General features: G+C 60.2%; 16 protein-coding genes. 5 read left to right on the top strand and 11 right to left on the bottom strand.

Features of this window, described 5'->3' with window-relative positions:
- Positions 1-49: 49 nt before the first annotated feature.
- From ACVWSC_RS23650 to ACVWSC_RS23630, 5 genes are all read right to left on the bottom strand, one after another.
- Positions 50-1,645 (bottom strand): ABC transporter substrate-binding protein, encoded by a 1,596-nt coding sequence (locus ACVWSC_RS23650; RefSeq protein ID WP_442109458.1) that lies wholly within the window; start codon positions 1,643-1,645, stop codon positions 50-52.
- A gap of 77 nt (positions 1,646-1,722) precedes the next feature.
- Positions 1,723-3,045, bottom strand: a complete 1,323-nt coding sequence (locus tag ACVWSC_RS23645) for an OprD family porin (protein ID WP_442114362.1) — start codon at positions 3,043-3,045, stop codon at positions 1,723-1,725.
- 221 nt (positions 3,046-3,266) lie between these two features.
- A complete protein-coding gene (locus ACVWSC_RS23640; RefSeq protein WP_442109457.1) occupies positions 3,267-4,859 on the bottom strand; it encodes an ABC transporter substrate-binding protein in 1,593 nt (530 codons plus the stop codon).
- Between the two features lie 253 nt (positions 4,860-5,112).
- Positions 5,113-6,738: an ABC transporter substrate-binding protein gene (locus ACVWSC_RS23635; RefSeq protein WP_442109456.1), complete on the bottom strand. Its 1,626-nt coding sequence runs from the start codon at positions 6,736-6,738 to the stop codon at positions 5,113-5,115.
- Positions 6,739-7,055: 317 nt separating this feature from the next.
- Positions 7,056-7,772, bottom strand: a complete 717-nt coding sequence (locus tag ACVWSC_RS23630) for an SIMPL domain-containing protein (protein ID WP_442109455.1) — start codon at positions 7,770-7,772, stop codon at positions 7,056-7,058.
- A 202-nt stretch (positions 7,773-7,974) separates the two neighbouring features.
- Here ACVWSC_RS23630 and ACVWSC_RS23625 point away from each other — a divergent pair, with 202 nt between their 5' ends.
- The 4 genes from ACVWSC_RS23625 to ACVWSC_RS23610 all read left to right on the top strand — a co-directional run bounded on the left by ACVWSC_RS23625 (position 7,975) and on the right by ACVWSC_RS23610 (position 12,312).
- Positions 7,975-9,231, top strand: a complete 1,257-nt coding sequence (locus ACVWSC_RS23625; RefSeq protein ID WP_442109454.1) for an ATP-binding protein — start codon at positions 7,975-7,977, stop codon at positions 9,229-9,231.
- Complete coding sequence (locus tag ACVWSC_RS23620) at positions 9,231-9,791, top strand: response regulator transcription factor (RefSeq protein WP_045184713.1); 561 nt, start codon at positions 9,231-9,233, stop codon at positions 9,789-9,791. The genes ACVWSC_RS23625 and ACVWSC_RS23620 overlap by 1 nt, the downstream gene beginning before the upstream one ends.
- 155 nt (positions 9,792-9,946) lie before the next feature.
- On the top strand, positions 9,947-10,888 hold the full coding sequence (locus tag ACVWSC_RS23615; protein WP_442109453.1) for an AEC family transporter: 942 nt from the start codon (positions 9,947-9,949) through the stop codon (positions 10,886-10,888).
- Between the two features lie 50 nt (positions 10,889-10,938).
- Entirely contained in the window at positions 10,939-12,312 is a 1,374-nt protein-coding gene (locus ACVWSC_RS23610) for an amino acid permease (RefSeq protein WP_442109452.1), read from the top strand.
- 21 nt (positions 12,313-12,333) lie between these two features.
- Here ACVWSC_RS23610 and ACVWSC_RS23605 read toward each other — a convergent pair whose 3' ends face one another.
- From ACVWSC_RS23605 to gatC, 6 genes are all read right to left on the bottom strand, one after another.
- Positions 12,334-12,711, bottom strand: a complete 378-nt coding sequence (locus ACVWSC_RS23605) for a carboxymuconolactone decarboxylase family protein (protein WP_442109451.1) — start codon at positions 12,709-12,711, stop codon at positions 12,334-12,336.
- A gap of 10 nt (positions 12,712-12,721) precedes the next feature.
- A complete protein-coding gene (locus ACVWSC_RS23600; protein ID WP_442109450.1) occupies positions 12,722-13,765 on the bottom strand; it encodes a calcium/sodium antiporter in 1,044 nt (347 codons plus the stop codon).
- 62 nt (positions 13,766-13,827) lie between these two features.
- The gene (locus tag ACVWSC_RS23595) at positions 13,828-14,199 is read right to left on the bottom strand and encodes a septal ring lytic transglycosylase RlpA family protein (protein WP_442109449.1); all 372 of its coding nucleotides are present in this window, start codon (positions 14,197-14,199) and stop codon (positions 13,828-13,830) included.
- A gap of 99 nt (positions 14,200-14,298) precedes the next feature.
- A complete protein-coding gene (gatB, locus tag ACVWSC_RS23590; protein WP_442109448.1) occupies positions 14,299-15,744 on the bottom strand; it encodes an Asp-tRNA(Asn)/Glu-tRNA(Gln) amidotransferase subunit GatB in 1,446 nt (481 codons plus the stop codon).
- A gap of 11 nt (positions 15,745-15,755) precedes the next feature.
- Positions 15,756-17,207, bottom strand: coding sequence for an Asp-tRNA(Asn)/Glu-tRNA(Gln) amidotransferase subunit GatA (gatA, locus tag ACVWSC_RS23585; protein WP_442109447.1), 1,452 nt, complete (start codon positions 17,205-17,207; stop codon positions 15,756-15,758).
- 16 nt (positions 17,208-17,223) lie between these two features.
- Positions 17,224-17,511, bottom strand: a complete 288-nt coding sequence (gatC, locus tag ACVWSC_RS23580) for an Asp-tRNA(Asn)/Glu-tRNA(Gln) amidotransferase subunit GatC (protein ID WP_133216665.1) — start codon at positions 17,509-17,511, stop codon at positions 17,224-17,226.
- 200 nt (positions 17,512-17,711) lie between these two features.
- On the opposite strand from gatC, the gene mreB reads away from it, so the two are divergent.
- Positions 17,712-18,749: a rod shape-determining protein MreB gene (mreB, locus tag ACVWSC_RS23575; RefSeq protein ID WP_008371426.1), complete on the top strand. Its 1,038-nt coding sequence runs from the start codon at positions 17,712-17,714 to the stop codon at positions 18,747-18,749.
- The last annotated feature ends 90 nt before the right edge of the window (positions 18,750-18,839 follow it).

The raw sequence follows: 18,839 nt of genomic DNA, 5'->3' as shown, positions 1-18,839 counted from the left end.
CAGGCATGCCCGCCAGCACCCGGGTAGGGCGCCGGCGGTCGTTCTTGTTCTACTTCACCTGGGTAGTGGCGAAGTTGTTATTGGTGAGGGGGTTGATGTGGTACCCCTCCACGTTTGCACGCATGGCGGTAAACATCTTTGGATGCGCCATGCTGATCCACGGTTGATCCTCATCGTACACCGCCAGCGCCTTTGCATAGAGCGCTGCGCGCTCATTCGTATCGGTGATGGTGCGTGCTTTGTCGATCAACGTCTGGAATGTCTGATTGCACCAGCGGGCATAGTTCTCACCACTTTTCACCGCATCGCAGCTCAGCAGCGGGGTGAGAAAGTTGTCCGGATCGCCGTTATCGCCAGCCCAGCCGGTCGAAACCATGTCAGCTTCGCCGTTTTTCGCGCGGCGCAGCATTTCGGCCCATTCCATCACGCGGATTTCGACCTTCAAGCCGATCTTGGCCAGGTCGGCCTGGAGCATCTGTGCGCTCAGTTGCGGGTTGGGGTTGGTCGGCCCACCACCGTTGCGGGTGAACAGGGTGAGGACCGTACCTTCCGGCACACCGGCCTCCTTGAGCAGGGCGCGGGCTTTGTCCAGGTCACGTGGTGGATTCTGGTTGGCGGTGTTGTAGCCCATCAGCGTCGGTGGGTAGGGATTGACGCCGACCAGCGCGTTGCCCTTGCCGAACAATTGGTCGACGTGGGTCTGGCGGTCGAAGGCGATGTTGATGGCTTTGCGCACGCGTACATCGCTCAGGTACTTGTGCTCGGTATTGAGCGAAATGTAGCCGGTGGTCAACGCTTCCATCTCGGCCACTTTCAGCTTGGGATCCGTCTTGATGTTCTGCACATCATCGGGCTTGGGGTAGAGCGCTACCTGGCATTCGTTGGCTTTGAGCTTTTGCAGGCGCACGTTGTTGTCGCTGGAAATCGCGAAGATCAGCGCATCGGCCGGTGGCTTGCCACGGAAGTAGTCAGGGTTGGGCTTGTAGCGCACCTGGGCGTCTTTGACGTAGCGCTGGAAAATGAACGGGCCGGTGCCGATCGGTTTGCTGTTGAGCTCGGCGGTCTTGCCGGCCTTGAGCAACTGGTCGCCGTACTCGGCGGAGTAGATCGAGGTGAAGGCCATCGCCAGGTCAGGCAGGAAGGGTGCTTCAGGGCGGGTGAGGGTGAACACCACGGTGTGGTCGTCAGTTTTCTCGACGCTTTTGAGCAGGTCTTTGAACCCCATGCTCTCGAAATACGGAAAGCCGATGCTGGTTTTGTTATGCCACGGGTGATTCGGGTCCAGCTGACGGCGGAAACTCCACAGCACGTCATCGGCGTTCATTTCCCGGGTCGGCGTGAAGTAGTCGGTGGTGTGAAACTTCACCCCTTGGCGCAGGTGGAAGGTGTAGGTCAGGCCGTCGTCGCTGATCTCCCAGCGTTCGGCCAGGGCTGGCTGGATGTCAGTGGTGCCGGGCTTGAAGTCGACCAGGCGGTTGAACACGGTTTCGGCCGATGCGTCAGCGGTAACTGCCGTGGTGTATTGAACAATATCGAAGCCTTCCGGGCTGGCTTCGGTACACACCACCAGCGGCTTGGCCGCCAGGCCCGCCGCAGCACTCAACAGGATGGCTGCCAGGGCAGCCTGTAGCGGTAGCAATTTCATGAAACCTCCCTGCTATCAATTAAGCCAGCGTAGCCGCCACGCCCGATTCAGTGAACCGGCCGTGGCAACTGGCGCACTTAAAGAATGTTGAACGGAATGGTGGTGACGATGCGCAGCTCATCGAGGCTGCCGTCGCCCTGGTTTTTGCTGGCACGGTGTGCGGTATAGGTGGCCCGGACGGTCGTGTCCTTGAGCGCACCGCTTTGTACCGCGTAGCTGGTGCCGATGCCCCACTCGTAGTGGTTTTCGCCGTCGAGGTTTTTCACGTCGTAGGCGGTGCCGGTGTAGTGGGTGCCATCGATACCCCAGCCACGGGCGTTGTACAGGTTGAACTTCAGGCCAGGCACACCGTACTGGGCCATGTTCAGCACGTAGGCGATCTGCATGGATTTTTCGTTCGGGCCGTTGAAGTCCGAGAGCAGGGAGTTGGCCAGGAAAATGGCGTTGGTTTCATGCAGGTAGTCGAAGTATTCGTTACCGTTGACCTGCTGGTAGGAGAAGGTCAGGTTGTGCGCCTGATGGGTCAGGCCCAGCGACAGACTGTAGGTGTCGTTGTCGATTTCGCCGAGCTTGCGTTGGCCTTCGTCCTGGGTTTTGTAGTAGTTCAAGCCGGTGGTCAGGCTCAGCACCGAGCTGTCGCCGAGCACGTGATTGGCGCCGACGTAGTACTGGTTCCAGAAGTCATCGACTTTGGAGGCGTACAGGCTGGTGGTCAGGCTCTTGAGCGGCTGGTAGTTGAGGCCGACCATGCTGATGCGGTCGGTTTCCGTGCCATTGCCATACTCGGAGCGAAATTTGCTCAGGCTCTGTTCGGTACGCGGTGACACACGGTCGAAGGTGCCAGCGTCGAACGACAGGTTATCGAACTCTTCGCTGTGAATACTCACACCCTGGAAGCTCGATGGCAGCGCACGGTTGCCGATGAAGGCGATCACCGGGGTATCGACCGACTGGCGACCGGCAGTCAGGGTGGTGTTGGAAACACGGGCCTTGACGTTGGCCAGGCCCATTTTGCTCCACTGGCCGATGACATCGCCGTCGCTGTGGGTCAGGGTACGGTTGTTCGGCCCGGCCACGGCGGCGCGGCCTTGCTCCAGGGCGATGGCGTTGTAGGCGGCGACTTCAGTGGCGAAGCCGATGGTGCCTTCGGTAAAGCCCGAGCTGTAGTTGAGGATGGTGCCTTGCACCCAGTTGTCGCGGCTGTGGGTGTCGTGGCGGCTGCCATCGCTCTTGTAGTACTTCCACAGCGGCGCGCGTGTGGCGCGCTCGCGGGCATACCAGTTACGGGTCGAACCGGACAGGCTTTGCCCTTCGATGAAGCCGCTGGCTGCGCTTTGCGCGCTGGTGGATTTGACGCTGATAGGCACGAAGTCCTGGCTGACGGTTTCAGCCTGGGCCATGGCCGACAGGCTGCTGAGGGACAAGGCCAATACTGCAGATGTGGATCGTTTCAAGGTAAAGCTCCCTTTCTTATCTTTTTATTAGTTGGCGCCTAGCCTTGTGAGCCGGGCGTTTTTTGCGGTGAAACAAGGGCTGCAAACGTTTGTTCTGCGACAAACGCGCATATTCAGGCTGCACGGAGTCGCGGGAGTGGGTCGCACTCCCTTGACCGATGCAGGGTTTAATCCAGGCTTACGCCAGAGAAGACGTTGCGCCCGAAGGGGCTTACCTTGAAGTCCTCGACCTTGGCACTGAGCGGTTGGTTGACCGTCGAGTGGGCGATCGGGGTGATCGGCACTTGTTGCTTGAGCAACTGTTGGGCCTGTTGATAAATCACGCTGCGCTGTTCACGGTCGGTGATGGTCTTGGCCCGCTTGACCAGCGCGTCGTACTGCGGGTCGCACCACATGGAGTAGTTGTTACTGCCGATGGCATCGCAGCTGTACAAGGTGCCCAGCCAGTTGTCCGGGTCACCGTTGTCGCCCGTCCAGCCGATCAGCGAGATATCGTGTTCGCCGTCCTTGGTGCGCTTGAGGTATTCGCCCCACTCGTAGCTGACAATCTTGACCTTGAAGCCGATCTTGCCCCAGTCGGCCTGCAGCATCTCGGCCATCAGCTTGGCGTTGGGGTTGTACGGGCGTTGCACTGGCATGGCCCACAAGGTGATTTCGGTGCCTTCCTTGACCCCGGCGGCTTTCAGCAACTCACGGGCCTTGTCCGGGTTGTACGCGGCGTCCTTGATACTGTCGTCATACGACCACTGCGTTGGCGGCATGCTGCCAACCGCCAGTTGCCCGGCATGCTGATACACCGCCTGGACGATGGCTGACTTGTTCACCGCCATGTCCATGGCCTGGCGAACCTGCAGTTGGTCGAAGGGTTTGTGTTGCACGTTGTAGGCGATGTAACCGAGGTTGAAGCCGGGCTTTTCGATCACCTGCAGTTTTGCATCGCTTTTCAGCGCATCGAGATCCGCCGGGCGTGGGTTCACGGTGACCTGACATTCATTTTTGCGCAGCTTTTGAATGCGTACGGAAGGGTCGGTGTTGATCGAGAAGATCAGTTGTTCAAGTTTGACCTGGTTTGGGTCCCAGTAGTCCTTGTTGCCGCGATAGCGGATCTGCGAGTCCTTCTGGTAACGCTGGAACACGAATGGGCCGGTGCCAATCGGTTGCTGATTGATGTCGCTGGGGCGCCCGGAAACCATCAGGTGATGGGCGTATTCGGCGGAAAGGATGGAGGCGAAACTCATCGCCAGGTTCTGCACGAACGCGGCATCAATGCTGTTGAGGGTAAACACCACGGTCATCGGCGCGGTCTTCTCGACCCGGGCAATGTTCTTGTCCAGGCTCATGCCGACAAAGTACGGAAACTCGGTGGGGTAGGCCTTACGGAACGGGTGCTGACGATCAAGCATGCGGTTGAAGGTGAACAGCACGTCATCGGCATTGAAGTCGCGGCTGGGGGTAAAAGTTTTGTTGCTGTGAAACTTCACGCCTTCGCGCAAGTGGAAGGTGTAGGTCAGGCCGTCGGGCGAAACTTCCCAGCGGGTAGCCAATGCCGGTTTGACCGCAGTCGCGCCGCGCTCGAACTCGACCAGGCGGTTGTAGATCGGCTCAGCAGCATCGTTGTCGGTGGCGCTGGTGTACTGGGCGGTGTCGAAACCACCGGGGCTGCCCTCGGAGCAAAACACCAGATTCTTGGCCAGGCTCAGTGGGGCCTGGGTAAGCAGGCCGAGGCCTAGTAGCGTTGTAAAAAATGCGGTACGGCGCATGGCGATCCCTTGTCCTTTGTTGTTGTTCAGCGGTCCAGAGCGCACAGCCAGGCGCAGAGCACCCGTGGCGGTACTCACGACGTTAGGTGCGACGTGTGTCCGCTGCTAGGTTGCAATTACGCAAGGGTGTGTAGGAATTTTCTCGGAGATGCTGCGACTTTTCCGTGTCGTAACATTTGCTCACGTCTTCCCGGTCAGCCACAGGCAACCCCGGATGCCGGATACCGGCATCGCAGGGTTGGCAGGGCGGCTGCTATTTGCTCACGCTTACCCCATAGAAGGAGTTCAAACCGAACGGGCTGATCTTGAAGTCCTGTACGGTGTTGCGCATGGGTTGATAGACCGTGGAGTGGGCGATAGGGGTCATCGGCACCTGGTCTTTGAGGCGGTGCTGGGCTTGCTTGTACAACTCGGTACGCTTGGCCTGATCGGAGGTGGCCTTGGCCTGCTTGATCAGCTTGTCGTATTCAGGATCACACCATTTGGAGAAGTTGTTGCCGGCAATCGCATCGCAGCCGAACAGGGTGCCGAGCCAGTTGTCCGGGTCACCATTGTCACCGCTCCAACCGATGAGCATGGCGCCGTTTTCGCCGCCTTTGGAGCGCTTGATGTACTCACCCCACTCGTAGCTGACGATCTTCGCGTTGATGCCGATCTTCTTCCAGTCAGACTGCAGCATTTCGGCCATCAGTTTGGCATTTGGGTTGTATGGACGTTGCACCGGCATCGCCCACAGGGTGATTTCGGTACCTTCCTTGACGCCGGCTTCCTTGAGCAGTTGCTTGGCTTTCTCCGGGTCGAACGGTGCGTCTTTGATGGTGGTGTCGTACGACCATTGGGTTGGCGGCATGGCATTGACCGCCAGTTGACCGGCGCCCTGATACACCGACTTGATGATCTCCGGCTTGTTCACCGCCATGTCCAGCGCCTCACGGACCTTGAGCTGGGCCATCGGGTTGGGTTCGTTGCTGCCCTTGATCTTGTCCATCACGTTGTAGGCGATGTAACCCAGGTTGAAGCCGGCCTGGTCAGGCATCTTCAGGTTCGGGTCAGCCTTGAGCGGCTCGATGTCGGCCGGGCGCGGGAACAGGGTGACCTGGCACTCGTTCTTTTTCAGCTTTTGCATACGCACCGAGGCGTCGGTGGTGATGGCGAAGATCAGGTTGTCGATCTTCACGTCCTCGGGCTGCCAGTAGTCCTTGTTGCCTTTAAAGCGGATCTGCGCGTCTTTCTGGTACTTGCTGAACACGAATGGCCCGGTACCGATCGGCTTCTGGTTGATGTCAGCAGGTTTGCCTTGCTTGAGTAGCTGATCGGCGTATTCGGCGGACTGGATCGAGGCGAAGCTCATTGCCAGGTTCTGGATGAACGCGGCATCGACGCCGTTGAGGGTGAACTTGACGGTGTGATCGTCAAGCTTCTCGACCTTGGCAATGTTTTGGTCCATGCCCATGTCGGTGAAGTACGGGAACTCGGTCGGGTAGGCCTTACGGAACGGCATGTCCTTGTCGAGCATCCGATTGAAGGTGAACAGCACGTCGTCGGCGTTGAATTCGCGGGTGGGCCTGAAGAAGTCGGTGGTGTGGAACTTGACCCCTTGGCGCAGATGGAAGGTGTAGGTCAGGCCGTCGTCGGAAACATCCCAGCTGGTTGCCAGGCCCGGAATAACAGCAGTGCCGCCACGTTCAAACTGGCTCAGGCGGTTGAAAACAGTCTCGGCTGAGGCATCGAAGTCGGTTCCTGTGGTGTATTGACCTGGGTCGAAGCCAGCAGGGCTGCCTTCGGAGCAGAACACCAGATTGGTTGCCGCGAGGGCAGAAGGTGCGCCGGCAAGCAAGCCTGCGCCGACCAGGAACGGAATGACCGCGTGTTTGAGCATGGTGGCCTCATTGTTGTCATTTTTGAATTTGAGGTGGCCTCGTGAGCCGACCTGCGGATACTTATGCAGGCCCCATACCCAATGCAACACTCAAAAGGATGTGTCGGGAGAAACAGTGGGACGAACGTACAGGAATGTCGCATCCGTATAATTTTCTACGGAGTTGATCGTTTGCGAGGGGGTAATTCAATATGTTTCGGAGACGTTATGCGTAGGCGTGGTCACGCCTGGCACCAGAATGGTGCGCTTGGTTGCGGCAGGTAACCCTGTTCGCGGCAGTCAGGGCTGCCGCGAAACAGTACAAAAAGTAACGCTACTCAGGGCATTTGCACTTCGATGGTACCGTCGGCACTGAGGCTGACCTGGCTGGTACCGGCTTCGATCTCGGGGCTCGGTGCTGCGCCTTCGGCATCCATGCTGGCTTTCATCATCATCGGCGCGCTGCGCATGTAAGGGTGAGGATAGCCACTGCTGTTGAGGTTCAGGTTGACCACTTTGTAGCTTTTGCCACCCAGGGCCTCGGTGGCCAGTTGAGCGCGGGTCTTGAAGGCGTTGACAGCATCCTTGAGCAGTTCGTCTTCGCTGGTTTTGCGCGTGGCCGGGGCGATGGAGAAGTCCATGCCGCCCATCTTCAGCTGTTGCAGCAACTCGCCGGTGAGCTTGGACAAGGCTGGGAAGTCGGCGCTTTCCAGGCGCAGCTCGGCGCGTTCACGCCAGCCGGTGATCTTCTGGCCCTTGTTGTCGTAGATCGGATAGCTGTTTCGGCTGCCCTGGCTGATTTTAACTTCCTTGACCTCGCGGGCCTGTTGCACCGCCTTGTTCATGGTTTCGGTGATTTCCTTGGCCAGCTTGCCCGGATCGCTGTTCTGCGCTTCGCTGTACAGGGTCACCACCATCAGGTCGCGCGGGACTTCCTTGCTGACTTCAGCGCGCAGCGAGATCTGGTTGTAACGTGGCGCTTCGGCCAGTGCAGGCAGGCTGGCGAGCAGGCTGGTGGCCATTACCAGGGCGGCGCTGCGGCGGGAATTAAGCATGTATGACTCCTTGAAAATGAGGCGTGGACGCACTGAAATCCATTCCACGCAGGCCCATGAGACTCGCAAGAGTGTAGTGAGGTTCAAAAAGGCCATCATTGATCTGTAAAAAAGTGTGGCGCTTTGCCGCATGCCTGCAGAGCGCGGCACAGCTTCGGTATACTCGCCACGATTCGCCCTGGAGCACTCATCAGGAGAGCTCATGCTCGCCCCCGTACAACTGTTATCGGCAACACGTCAGAACCTCTGGCGCCTGACTTTCATCCGCATTCTGGTATTGGCCGCCCAGGCCGGCTCGGTGGGCGTTGCCTACTGGACCGAGCTGCTGCCGCTACCTTGGCTGTCGCTGGTTATCACGCTTGGCTTGTCGAGCTTGCTGTGTGCGTTCACCGCATTGCGCCTGCGCCTGTCGTTGCCGGTCACCGAGATGGAATATGCCCTCCAGCTGGCCTGCGACCTGTTGATCCATAGCGCCTTGCTGTACTACTCCGGCGGCTCGACCAACCCCTTCGTGTCTTATTACCTGGTGCCGTTGGCGATTGCTGCGGTGACCTTGCCGTGGGTGTATTCGCTGATTCTTTCGGGCATTGCCCTGGCGGCGTACAGCTTGCTGCTGGTGCAGTTCTACCCACTCGAGACCTTCCCGATGGCGCGGGAAAAAATGCAGGTCTATGGCATGTGGTTGAGCATTGCCCTGGCCGCTGCGGTGATCACCTTCTTTGCGGCAAAAATGGCCGAAGAATTGCGCCGTCAGGAGCAACTGCGCGCCGAGCGGCGTGAAGAGGGCCTGCGCGATGAGCAACTGTTGGCCGTCGCTACCCAGGCTGCCGGTGCCGCCCACGAACTGGGCACGCCGCTGGCGACCATGAGCGTACTGATCAAGGAAATGCGCCAGGACCACAGCGACCCGCTGCTGCAAGAAGACCTGGCAGTGCTGCAGGATCAGGTCAAGCTGTGCAAGGAAACCCTGCAAAACCTGGTGCGGGCTGCAGAAGCCAACCGGCGCATGGCCGTGGAAAATCAGGAAGTCACCGCCTGGCTGGATGAAGCCCTCAACCGCTGGCACCTGATGCGCCCCGAAGCCAGCTATCGCTTCCAGCGCCTGGGCCAGGGCAGCGTGCCGCGCCTGGCGCCGCCGCCTGATTTGACCCAGGCGCTGCTGAACCTGTTGAACAATGCAGCTGATGCCTGTCCGGATGACCTTGAAGTGCGCCTGGACTGGGATGCGCACGATATGGTGATCAGCATTCGGGATCATGGTCCGGGCGTGCCGGCGGCCATTGCCGAGGCCATCGGTAAACCGTTCTTTACTACCAAGGGCAAAGGCTTTGGCCTGGGCCTGTTCTTGAGCAAGGCCAGCGTCACCCGTGCTGGCGGCTCGGTAAAACTCTATAGTCATGAGGAAGGCGGTACGCTCACCGAGCTACGCCTGCCGCGTGATGCGCGAGGAGAAGTGTGATGAGTGATGAAATCCAGGTTGAAGGCGAAGAGCTCCCGCACCTGTTGCTGGTAGATGACGACGCCACCTTTACCCGCGTCATGGCCCGGGCCATGAGTCGTCGGGGTTTTCGCGTGAGCACAGCGGGCTCCGCTGAAGAAGGCTTGGTGCTGGCGCAGCAGGACGTGCCCGACTACGCTACCCTGGACCTGAAAATGGACGGCGACTCGGGCCTGGTGCTGCTGCCCAAGCTGCTTGAGCTCGACCCGGAAATGCGCGTGGTAATCCTCACCGGTTACTCCAGCATTGCCACGGCGGTCGAGGCCATCAAGCGTGGTGCCTGCAACTACCTGTGCAAACCGGCCGATGCCGATGACGTGTTGGCAGCGCTGCTGTCCGAGCACGCTGACCTCGACAGCCTGGTGCCGGAAAACCCCATGTCGGTTGACCGCCTGCAGTGGGAGCATATTCAGCGGGTGCTGACCGAGCACGAAGGCAACATCTCGGCCACCGCGCGGGCGCTGGGCATGCACCGGCGTACCTTGCAGCGCAAACTGCAGAAACGCCCGGTTCGGCGCTGACCCCCGGGCTGACTTCCTGTAGGAGCGGGCTTGCCCCGCGATAGCGGTTCATCAGGCACACCGCATCGCGGGGCAAGCCCGCTCCTACATGCTCCGCGACAGCTGTTGTTGGCGTATCATTAGCCTCCTAACGACAGCCACCAGGATCGCCGTGCATGCTCGCCCTTTTTCTCCAGACGCTGAACATCACGGCGCCGGTCTTTGCCATGCTGTTCATGGGCGTGCTGCTTAAACGCATCAATGCGATCAATGACGGCTTCATCCATACCGCGTCAGCACTGGTCTTCAACGTCTGTATGCCGGCGTTGCTGTTTCTGGGGATCTATCACGCCGACCTGAGCGCGGCGGTGCAGCCGGGGCTGTTGCTGTACTTCGCCATCGCAACCCTGATCGGTTTCGGCCTGGCCTGGGGCCTGGCCATCTGGCGCTGCCCGCGCGAAGACCGCGGGATCTACACCCAGGGCGCGTTTCGCGGTAACAACGGGGTGATCGGCCTGGCACTGGCGGCCAGTATGTACGGTGACTATGGCATTTCGCTGGGCGCGGTTCTCGCTGGCCTGGTAATCCTGCTCTACAACTCGTTGTCGGTGGTGGTGCTGGCGGTGTACAGCCCAAGCGCCAAGTCCGACCCGTGGAGCATCTGCAAGAGCATCTTGCGCAATCCTTTGATCATCAGCGTGCTGGTGGCAGCGGTGATGGCCTACGCTCAAGTGGCACTGCCGAACTGGCTGCTGACCTCGAGTGACTACCTGGCACAGATGACCCTGCCACTGGCGTTGATCTGTATTGGTGGCACCTTGTCGCTGGCGTCATTACGGCAAAGTGGCGGGATCGCGCTGAGCGTGAGCCTGCTCAAGATGGTCTGGTTGCCTCTGCTTGCCACCCTGGGAGCTTTTCTCTGTGGGTTCCGGGGTGCCGAGCTGGGTATCTTGTTCCTTTACTTCGGCAGCCCCACCGCTGCGGCGAGCTATGTGATGGCACGGTCGACCAATGGCAATCACCAGTTAGCGGCGGCAATTATTGTAATAACCACGCTGATGGCCGCTATTACCACCAATATCGGCATCTTTTTCTTGCAGTGGGGCGGCTGGATCTAGATCCTGTGAAAAATAATTCCAATACGGCCTCTTAGCCTCGAGGACACTACATGCAAGAAGAGATCACCCCGGAGCGGTTACACCGCGGGCTGAAAAATCGCCACATTCAGTTGATTGCGCTGGGTGGCGCGATCGGCACCGGTTTGTTCCTGGGGATTGCCCAGACCATCCAGCTGGCCGGCCCATCGGTGCTGTTGGGTTACGCCATTGCCGGCTTGATTGCCTTCTTTATCATGCGCCAGTTGGGCGAGATGGTGGTCGAAGAGCCGGTTTCCGGCACCTTCAGTCACTTTGCCCACCGCTACTGGAGTGAATTCGCCGGCTTCATGTCCGGCTGGAACTACTGGGTGCTGTACGTGTTGGTCGGCATGGCCGAGCTGACCGCCGTGGGGATCTACATCCAGTACTGGTGGCCCGGCTTCCCTACCTGGGCAACGGCGGCAATCTTCTTCGTCATCATCAACCTGATCAACCTCAGCCAAGTGAAGGTGTTTGGCGAGATGGAGTTCTGGTTTGCTTTGATCAAGGTGGTTGCCATTGTCAGCATGATCGCCTTCGGGGGGTACTTGCTGATCAGCGGCAACGGTGGTCCTGATGCCAGCGTCGCCAACCTGTGGCAATACGGCGGGTTCTTCCCCAATGGCGTCAGCGGGCTGATGATGGCGCTGGCGGTGATCATGTTTTCCTTTGGCGGCCTGGAGCTGGTGGGGATCACGGCGGCCGAAGCCGACAACCCCAAGCACAGCATTCCGCGTGCAACCAACCAGGTGATCTATCGCATCCTGATTTTCTACATCGGTGCCCTGGCGGTGCTGTTGTCACTGTATCCGTGGCAGAAAGTCGTGCAGGGCGGCAGCCCGTTCGTGATGATTTTCCACGCCCTGGACAGCAACCTGGTCGCGACCATCCTCAACCTGGTGGTGCTCACGGCGGCGCTATCGGTTTATAACAGCTGTGTGTATTGCAACAGCCGCATGCTGTTTGGCCTGGCAACCCAAGGCGATGCGCCCAAGCGTCTGCTCAAGGTCAATGCGCGTGGCGTACCGTTGGCGGCGCTGGGGATTTCGGCGTTGGCGACTGGCTTGTGCGTGGTGATCAACTACCTGATGCCGGCCGAAGCCTTTGGCCTGTTGATGGCGCTGGTGGTGTCGTCGCTGGTGATCAACTGGGGCATCATCAGCATCACCCACCTGAAGTTCCGCCGTGCCAAAGCGGCGGCTGGCCAGACCACATTCTATAAAAGCTGGGGTTACCCGCTCACCAACTACGTGTGCCTGGCGTTTCTCGCCCTGATTCTGGTGATCATGTACCTGACGCCGGGTATCCGCATTTCGGTGCTGCTGATCCCAGCCTGGCTGGCGGTGCTGGCGGTGGCCTTCTGGCTGAAGAAGAAGGGTGAGAAGGCCGCCGTTACTGCCAACTGACGGCCTTGTGAGGGTGATCGATCAGCTCTGCTGGTAGCTGTCGATCACCTCTTGAGCGGCGCGAAAGGCATCAATGGCTGCCGGTACACCGGCGTACACTGCGCAATGCAGCAGCGCTTCGCGAATTTCCTCGACACTGCAGCCATTGTTCAAGGCGCCACGCACGTGACCCTTAAGTTCCTGTGGGCACTTGAGTGCCGTGAGTGCGGCCAGGGTGATCAGGCTGCGGGTTTTCAGCGGCAAGCCTTCACGGCTCCAGACGCTGCCCCAGGCATGCTCGTTGACGAAGTCTTGCAGCGGCTGGGTGAACTCAGTGGCATTGCCCAAGGCACGATCGACAAACGCGTCGCCCATGACCTGACGGCGGACGTGTTCGCCGGATTTGGTGGTATCGCCCATCTTGTTTTCCTTAGTGTTGGCGGCGCCAGGCGCGCAGGGTCGTGTACAGCAGCAACGTCCCGAGCACTGGCAGTGCATAGAACAGCATCAGTTTTTCCAGGCGGGTGGCCAGTGGTATGCCCATGGTGAAGGCCACCACATGCAGACCATAAGCCAGGTACAAGCCAAGAAACACCAGACCTTCGGCGCGGGTTACCCGGTAGCCGGAGTAGAACACCGGCAGGCTCAGGACGGCGACACCGAGCATTACCGGCAGGTCAAAATCCAGGGCATTGGGTGAGATCGACAGCGGCTCCGGGGCTACCAGAGCGGTCAGACCCAGCACCGCGAGCAAGTTGAACAGGTTGCTGCCGATGACGTTACCCACGGCAATTTCGCGCTCACCGCGCAGGGCGGCGATCAGCGAGGTGGCCAGTTCGGGTAGCGAGGTGCAGATCGCCACCACGGTCAGCCCGATGACCCGCTCCGACAGTCCCAGGTCGCCCGCCACTTCAACGGCCGCCTCCAGCAACAGGTGCCCGGCCACGCTCAGCAAACCCAACCCCGTCAGCATCAGCAGCAGGCTGGTGAGCCAGAAGCCTGCCCCTTGTTGAGGGCGAGGGCCAGGGGCCGGAAAAGTACGGGCGTAGTGCCGCGACTGATGCCAGAGCACCGCCAGGTAGGCCACCAGGCCGAGCAGCAGTAGCGCGCCCTCCAGGCGTCCGAGCAGTTCGTTGAGCGCCAGCAGGTACACCACCAGGCTGGCGCCGATCATCAGCGGGATGTCCAGGCGCACCAGCTGGCGCGAGACGCGCAAGGGAATGATCAGGGCGGCAAGGCCAAGGGTCACCAGGATATTGAATATGTTGCTGCCAATCACGCTGCCTACCGCCACATCCGGCGCGCCGCTGTAAGCCGCTTGCAGGCTGACGGTAAGCTGCGGTGCACTGCTGCCGAAGGCCACCAGGCTCAAGCCGATGATCAGTGGGCGCACTTGCAGGCTGGCGGCCAGGCGCAGTGCTGCGCGAACCAGCAATTCGGCACCGGCAATGAGCAGCAGCAAGCCAAAGGCCATCTGTAGCAGGCTGAAGGTGGGTAAGGCGGCCAGGTCGAAAATGGTGATGCTCCGTATCAGGTTCAGTCGCTGAGACTTTGTACCCGTACGCGCGCGGTTCCGCTACGGATCATGCCGAGTTTTTCTGCTGCGGCACGTGACAGGTCAATCAATCGGCCACGGGTGTGCGGGCCGCGGTCGTTGATACGCACGATCACGCTGCGGTCGTTCTTCAGGTTGGTGACCTTGACCTGGGTGCCGAAGGGCAGGCTGCGATGGGCCGCAGTCATGGCATTTTGATTGAAGGGTTCGCCGCTGGCGGTGCGTTTACCGTGGTGGCGGGAGCCGTAATAGGAGGCGGTGCCGGACTGGTCGTAACCGCGGGGATCTACATCGTGGCTGGCGCAACCGGCCAGCAGGGAAAAGAGCGCGAGTGCGCTGAAGGGACGCCACATGTGTGTTAGTGCTCCAAGGGGTGGCTTCGCGGGGCAAGCCCGCTCCTACAGGTGAACACTGTGGGAGCGGGCTTGCCCCGCGAAAAGCAGGCGACGCAATTACCCTTCGAGCTTGCTCTTGAGCAATTGGTTCACTTGCTGCGGGTTTGCCTTGCCCTTGGACGCTTTCATCGCCTGACCGACGAAGAAGCCAAACATCTTGCCGCGCTTGGCTTCATCGGCGGCGCGGTACTGTTCGACCTGCTCGGCGTTGGCCGCGAGCATTTCGTCCAGGACCTTCTCGATCGCACCGCTGTCCGTCACTTGTTTCAGGCCTTCGGCCTCGATGATCTGGTCGGCATCGCCTTCGCCAGCGGCCATCTTCTCGAACACGACCTTGGCGATCTTGCCGCTGATGGTGTTGTCGAGGATGCGCTTGAGCATGCCGCCCAGGTACGCGGCACTAACCGGCGACTGGTCGATTTCCAGGCCCAGCTTGTTGAGCAGGCTGCCCAGCTCGACCATGACCCAGTTGGCAGCCAGTTTGGCATCGCCACACACTTCAACCACTTGTTCGAAGTAGTCGGCCTGTTCACGGCTGGAGGCCAGTACGTTGGCGTCGTAGGCCGACAGACTGAACTGGCTCTGGAAGCGTTCGCGCTTTTGCGGTGGCAGCTCTGGCAGAGTGGCGCGCAGGGTGTCGAGGAACGCACCTTCGATCACCACCGGCAGCAGGTCTGGATCGGGGAAGTAACGGTAGTCGTTGGCTTCCTCTTTGCTGCGCATGGAGCGGGTTTCGTCTTTGTTCGGGTCGTACAGGCGAGTTTCCTGAATGACCTTGCCGCCGTCTTCGATCAGCTCGATCTGGCGCTGCACTTCGCTGTTGATCGCGCGCTCGATGAAACGGAACGAGTTGACGTTCTTGATCTCGCAGCGGGTACCGAACTCAACCTGGCCTTTTGGTCGGATCGACACGTTGCAGTCGCAACGCAGCGAGCCTTCGGCCATGTTGCCGTCGCAGATGCCCAGGTAGCGCACCAGGGCGTGGATGGCCTTGACGTAAGCCACCGCTTCTTTGGCGCTGCGCATTTCCGGCTCGGAAACGATTTCCAGCAGCGGTGTGCCGGCACGGTTCAGGTCGATACCGGTGGAGCCGCTGAAGTCTTCGTGCAGGCTCTTGCCGGCGTCTTCTTCAAGGTGCGCGCGGGTAATGCCGATGCGCTTGACCGTGCCGTCTTCCAGGGCGATGTCCAGGTGGCCCTTGCCGACAATCGGCAGTTCCATCTGGCTGATCTGGTAGCCCTTGGGCAGGTCCGGGTAGAAGTAGTTCTTGCGCGCGAACACGTTGTGATGGCCGATCTCGGCGTCAATCGCCAGACCGAACATGCACGCCATGCGCACCGCTTCCTGGTTGAGCACCGGCAGTACGCCGGGCATGCCCAGGTCGATCAGGCTGGCCTGGGTGTTCGGCTCGGAACCGAAGGTAGTGGCGCTGCCGGAGAAAATCTTCGACTGGGTGGCGAGCTGGGTGTGAATCTCCAGCCCGATGACAACTTCCCATTGCATGTGATGGTCCCTCAGAAGCCGTTAGGTGCGCGAGTGTGCCAATCAGTCACTTGCTGATAGCGGTGCGCGACGTTGAGCAGGCGGCCTTCCTGGAAGTACGGGGCGAGCAACTGCACGCCAACCGGCAGACCGTCGACAAAACCGGCCGGCATCGACAGGCCCGGCAGGCCGGCCAGGTTGGCGGTAATGGTGTAGACGTCTTCCAGGTACGCAGCGACCGGATCGTTGTTCTTGGCGCCGATCTTCCAGGCCAGGTTTGGCGTGGTTGGGCCGAGAATCACGTCGACGTCGTTGAAGGCGGCCATGAAGTCGTTCTTGATCAGGCGGCGGATTTTCTGCGCCTGCAGGTAGTAGGCGTCGTAGTAGCCGGCCGAGAGGGCGTAGGCGCCGACCATGATGCGCCGTTGCACTTCGGCACCGAAGCCTTCGCCACGCGAGCGCTTGTACAGGTCGGTAAGGTCAGCCGGGTTCTCGCAGCGGTAGCCGAAACGCACACCGTCGAAACGCGACAGGTTGGACGAGGCTTCGGCCGGGGCGATCACGTAGTACGCAGGAATTGCGTGCTGCATGTTTGGCAGGCTGATTTCCTTGACCACGGCACCGAGCTTTTCCAGCTCTTTGACGCTGGCCTGGACCAGGTCGGCAATGCGTGGGTCAAGACCGGCGCCGAAGTATTCCTTCGGCAGGCCGATGCGCAGGCCTTCGAGCGAGCCGTTGAGGCTGGCGCTGTAATTCGGGACTGGCTCGTCGATGCTGGTGGAGTCCTTGGCATCGAAACCGGCCATGGCTTGTAGCATCAGCGCGCAGTCTTCGGCGGTGCGGGCCATCGGGCCGCCCTGGTCGAGGCTGGAGGCGTAAGCGATCATGCCCCAGCGCGAAACACGACCGTACGTCGGTTTCAGGCCGGTGAGGTTGGTCAGTGCTGCAGGCTGGCGAATCGAGCCGCCGGTGTCGGTGCCGGTGGCACCCGGCAGCAGGCGTGCGGCAACGGCTGCCGCCGAACCGCCGGAGGAACCGCCGGGTACGTGTTCAAGGTTCCATGGGTTTTTCACGGCGCCGTAGTAGCTCGACTCGTTGGCCGACCCCATGGCGAACTCGTCCATGTTGGTCTTGCCCAGCGACACCGCGCCGGCTTCGGCGAGCTTGCTGACGACGGTGGCGTCGTAGGGCGCCTTGAAGTTGTCGAGCATCTTCGAGCCGCAGCTGGTGCGTACGCCCTGGGTGCAGAACAGGTCTTTGTGGGCAATCGGCGCGCCCAGCAGGGCACCGCTTTCACCGGCGGCGCGACGGGCGTCGGCGGCGCGGGCCTGGCCGATGGCCAGCTCTTCGGTGACGCTGATGAAGCTGTTCAGTTGCGGGTCGAGCTGGTTGATCCGCGCCAGCAGGGTGCGGGTCAGCTCTTCGGAGGAAAACGACTTGTCGGCGAGTCCGCGGGCGATCTCGGCCAGGGTCAATTGATGCATGGCAGGCTCTATTCCCTTACTCGATGACTTTCGGAACCAGGTACAGACCACCTTCCGTCGCCGGAGCAATGGCTTGGTAGCTGTCACGATGGTTGCTTTCTGTAACAATGTCGGCACGCAAGCGCTGACTGGCTTCCAGCGGGTGAGCCAACGGCTCGATACCAGTGGTGTCGACGGCTTGCATCTGGTCGACCAGCCCCAGAATACTGTTCAGGGCATCGGTAGTGCGTGGCAGATCGGCTTCATTCAGGCCCAGGCGGGCCAGGTGAGCGATCTTTTCCACGTCGCAGCGTTCAAGCGCCATGGGGATCTCCTGGGGGAACAAACGGAATTGGTCCGCGATGAGGAACATGCTGGCAGATTTACGGTCATAAGGCCGCGATCGTGTGCTGGCTTGCTCGGAAAAACTGCCAATTTAACATATTGGCGCCTTGCCCAAAATCCCCGCCGTTGTTAGAGTTTGCCGCACTTTTTTACCCACGCGTTGCCTAGGGTCACTTTCCCATGTTCAAGAAACTGCGTGGCATGTTTTCCAGCGATCTATCTATCGACCTGGGCACTGCCAACACCCTTATTTACGTGCGTGAGCGCGGTATCGTCCTGAATGAGCCCTCGGTTGTGGCCATTCGTACTCACGGCAACCAGAAAAGTGTCGTCGCGGTCGGTACCGAAGCCAAGCGCATGCTGGGCCGTACGCCCGGCAACATTGCTGCCATTCGTCCGATGAAAGATGGCGTGATCGCCGACTTCAGCGTTTGCGAAAAAATGCTGCAGTACTTCATCAACAAGGTCCACGAGAACAGCTTCCTGCAGCCAAGCCCACGTGTGCTGATCTGCGTACCGTGCAAGTCGACGCAGGTTGAGCGTCGTGCCATCCGTGAATCGGCGCTGGGCGCCGGTGCCCGCGAAGTGTTCCTGATCGAAGAACCAATGGCTGCCGCCATCGGTGCCGGCCTGCCGGTCGAGGAAGCGCGCGGTTCGATGGTCGTCGATATTGGTGGTGGTACCACCGAAATTGCACTGATCTCCCTGAACGGTGTGGTGTATGCCGAATCCGTACGTGTCGGTGGTGACCGCTTCGACGAAGCGATCGTGACCTACGTGCGCCGTAACTACGGCAGCCTGATCGGCGAATCCACCGCCGAGCGCATCAAGCAGGAAATCGGTACCGCCTACCCAGGTGGCGAAGTGCGTGAAGTCGATGTCCGCGGCCGTAACCTGGCCGAGGGCGTACCACGTGCCTTCACCCTCAATTCCAACGAAGTGCTCGAAGCGCTGCAGGAATCCCTGGCAACTATCGTGCAAGCGGTCAAGAGCGCCCTGGAGCAATCGCCTCCCGAGCTGGCTTCGGACATCGCCGAGCGTGGTCTGGTATTGACCGGTGGCGGCGCGCTGCTGCGTGACCTGGACAAACTGCTGGCCCAGGAAACCGGTTTGCCGGTGATCGTTGCCGAAGATCCGCTGACCTGTGTTGCCCGTGGCGGTGGCCGCGCCCTGGAAATGATGGACAAACACACCATGGACCTGCTTTCCAGCGAGTAAGCTGGCCGCAGTACACATGCCGCCCGGTTTACAGGTAGTGCTCACAGTGCTACCTGTATGTGCTGGGCTTACGTCCGCGTGGGCGTAATT

Source organism: Pseudomonas sp. NUPR-002, from assembly GCF_056322725.1.
The sequence above is the reverse complement of the archived record's forward strand: the minus strand, read 5'-3'. Positions and strand labels throughout refer to the sequence as shown.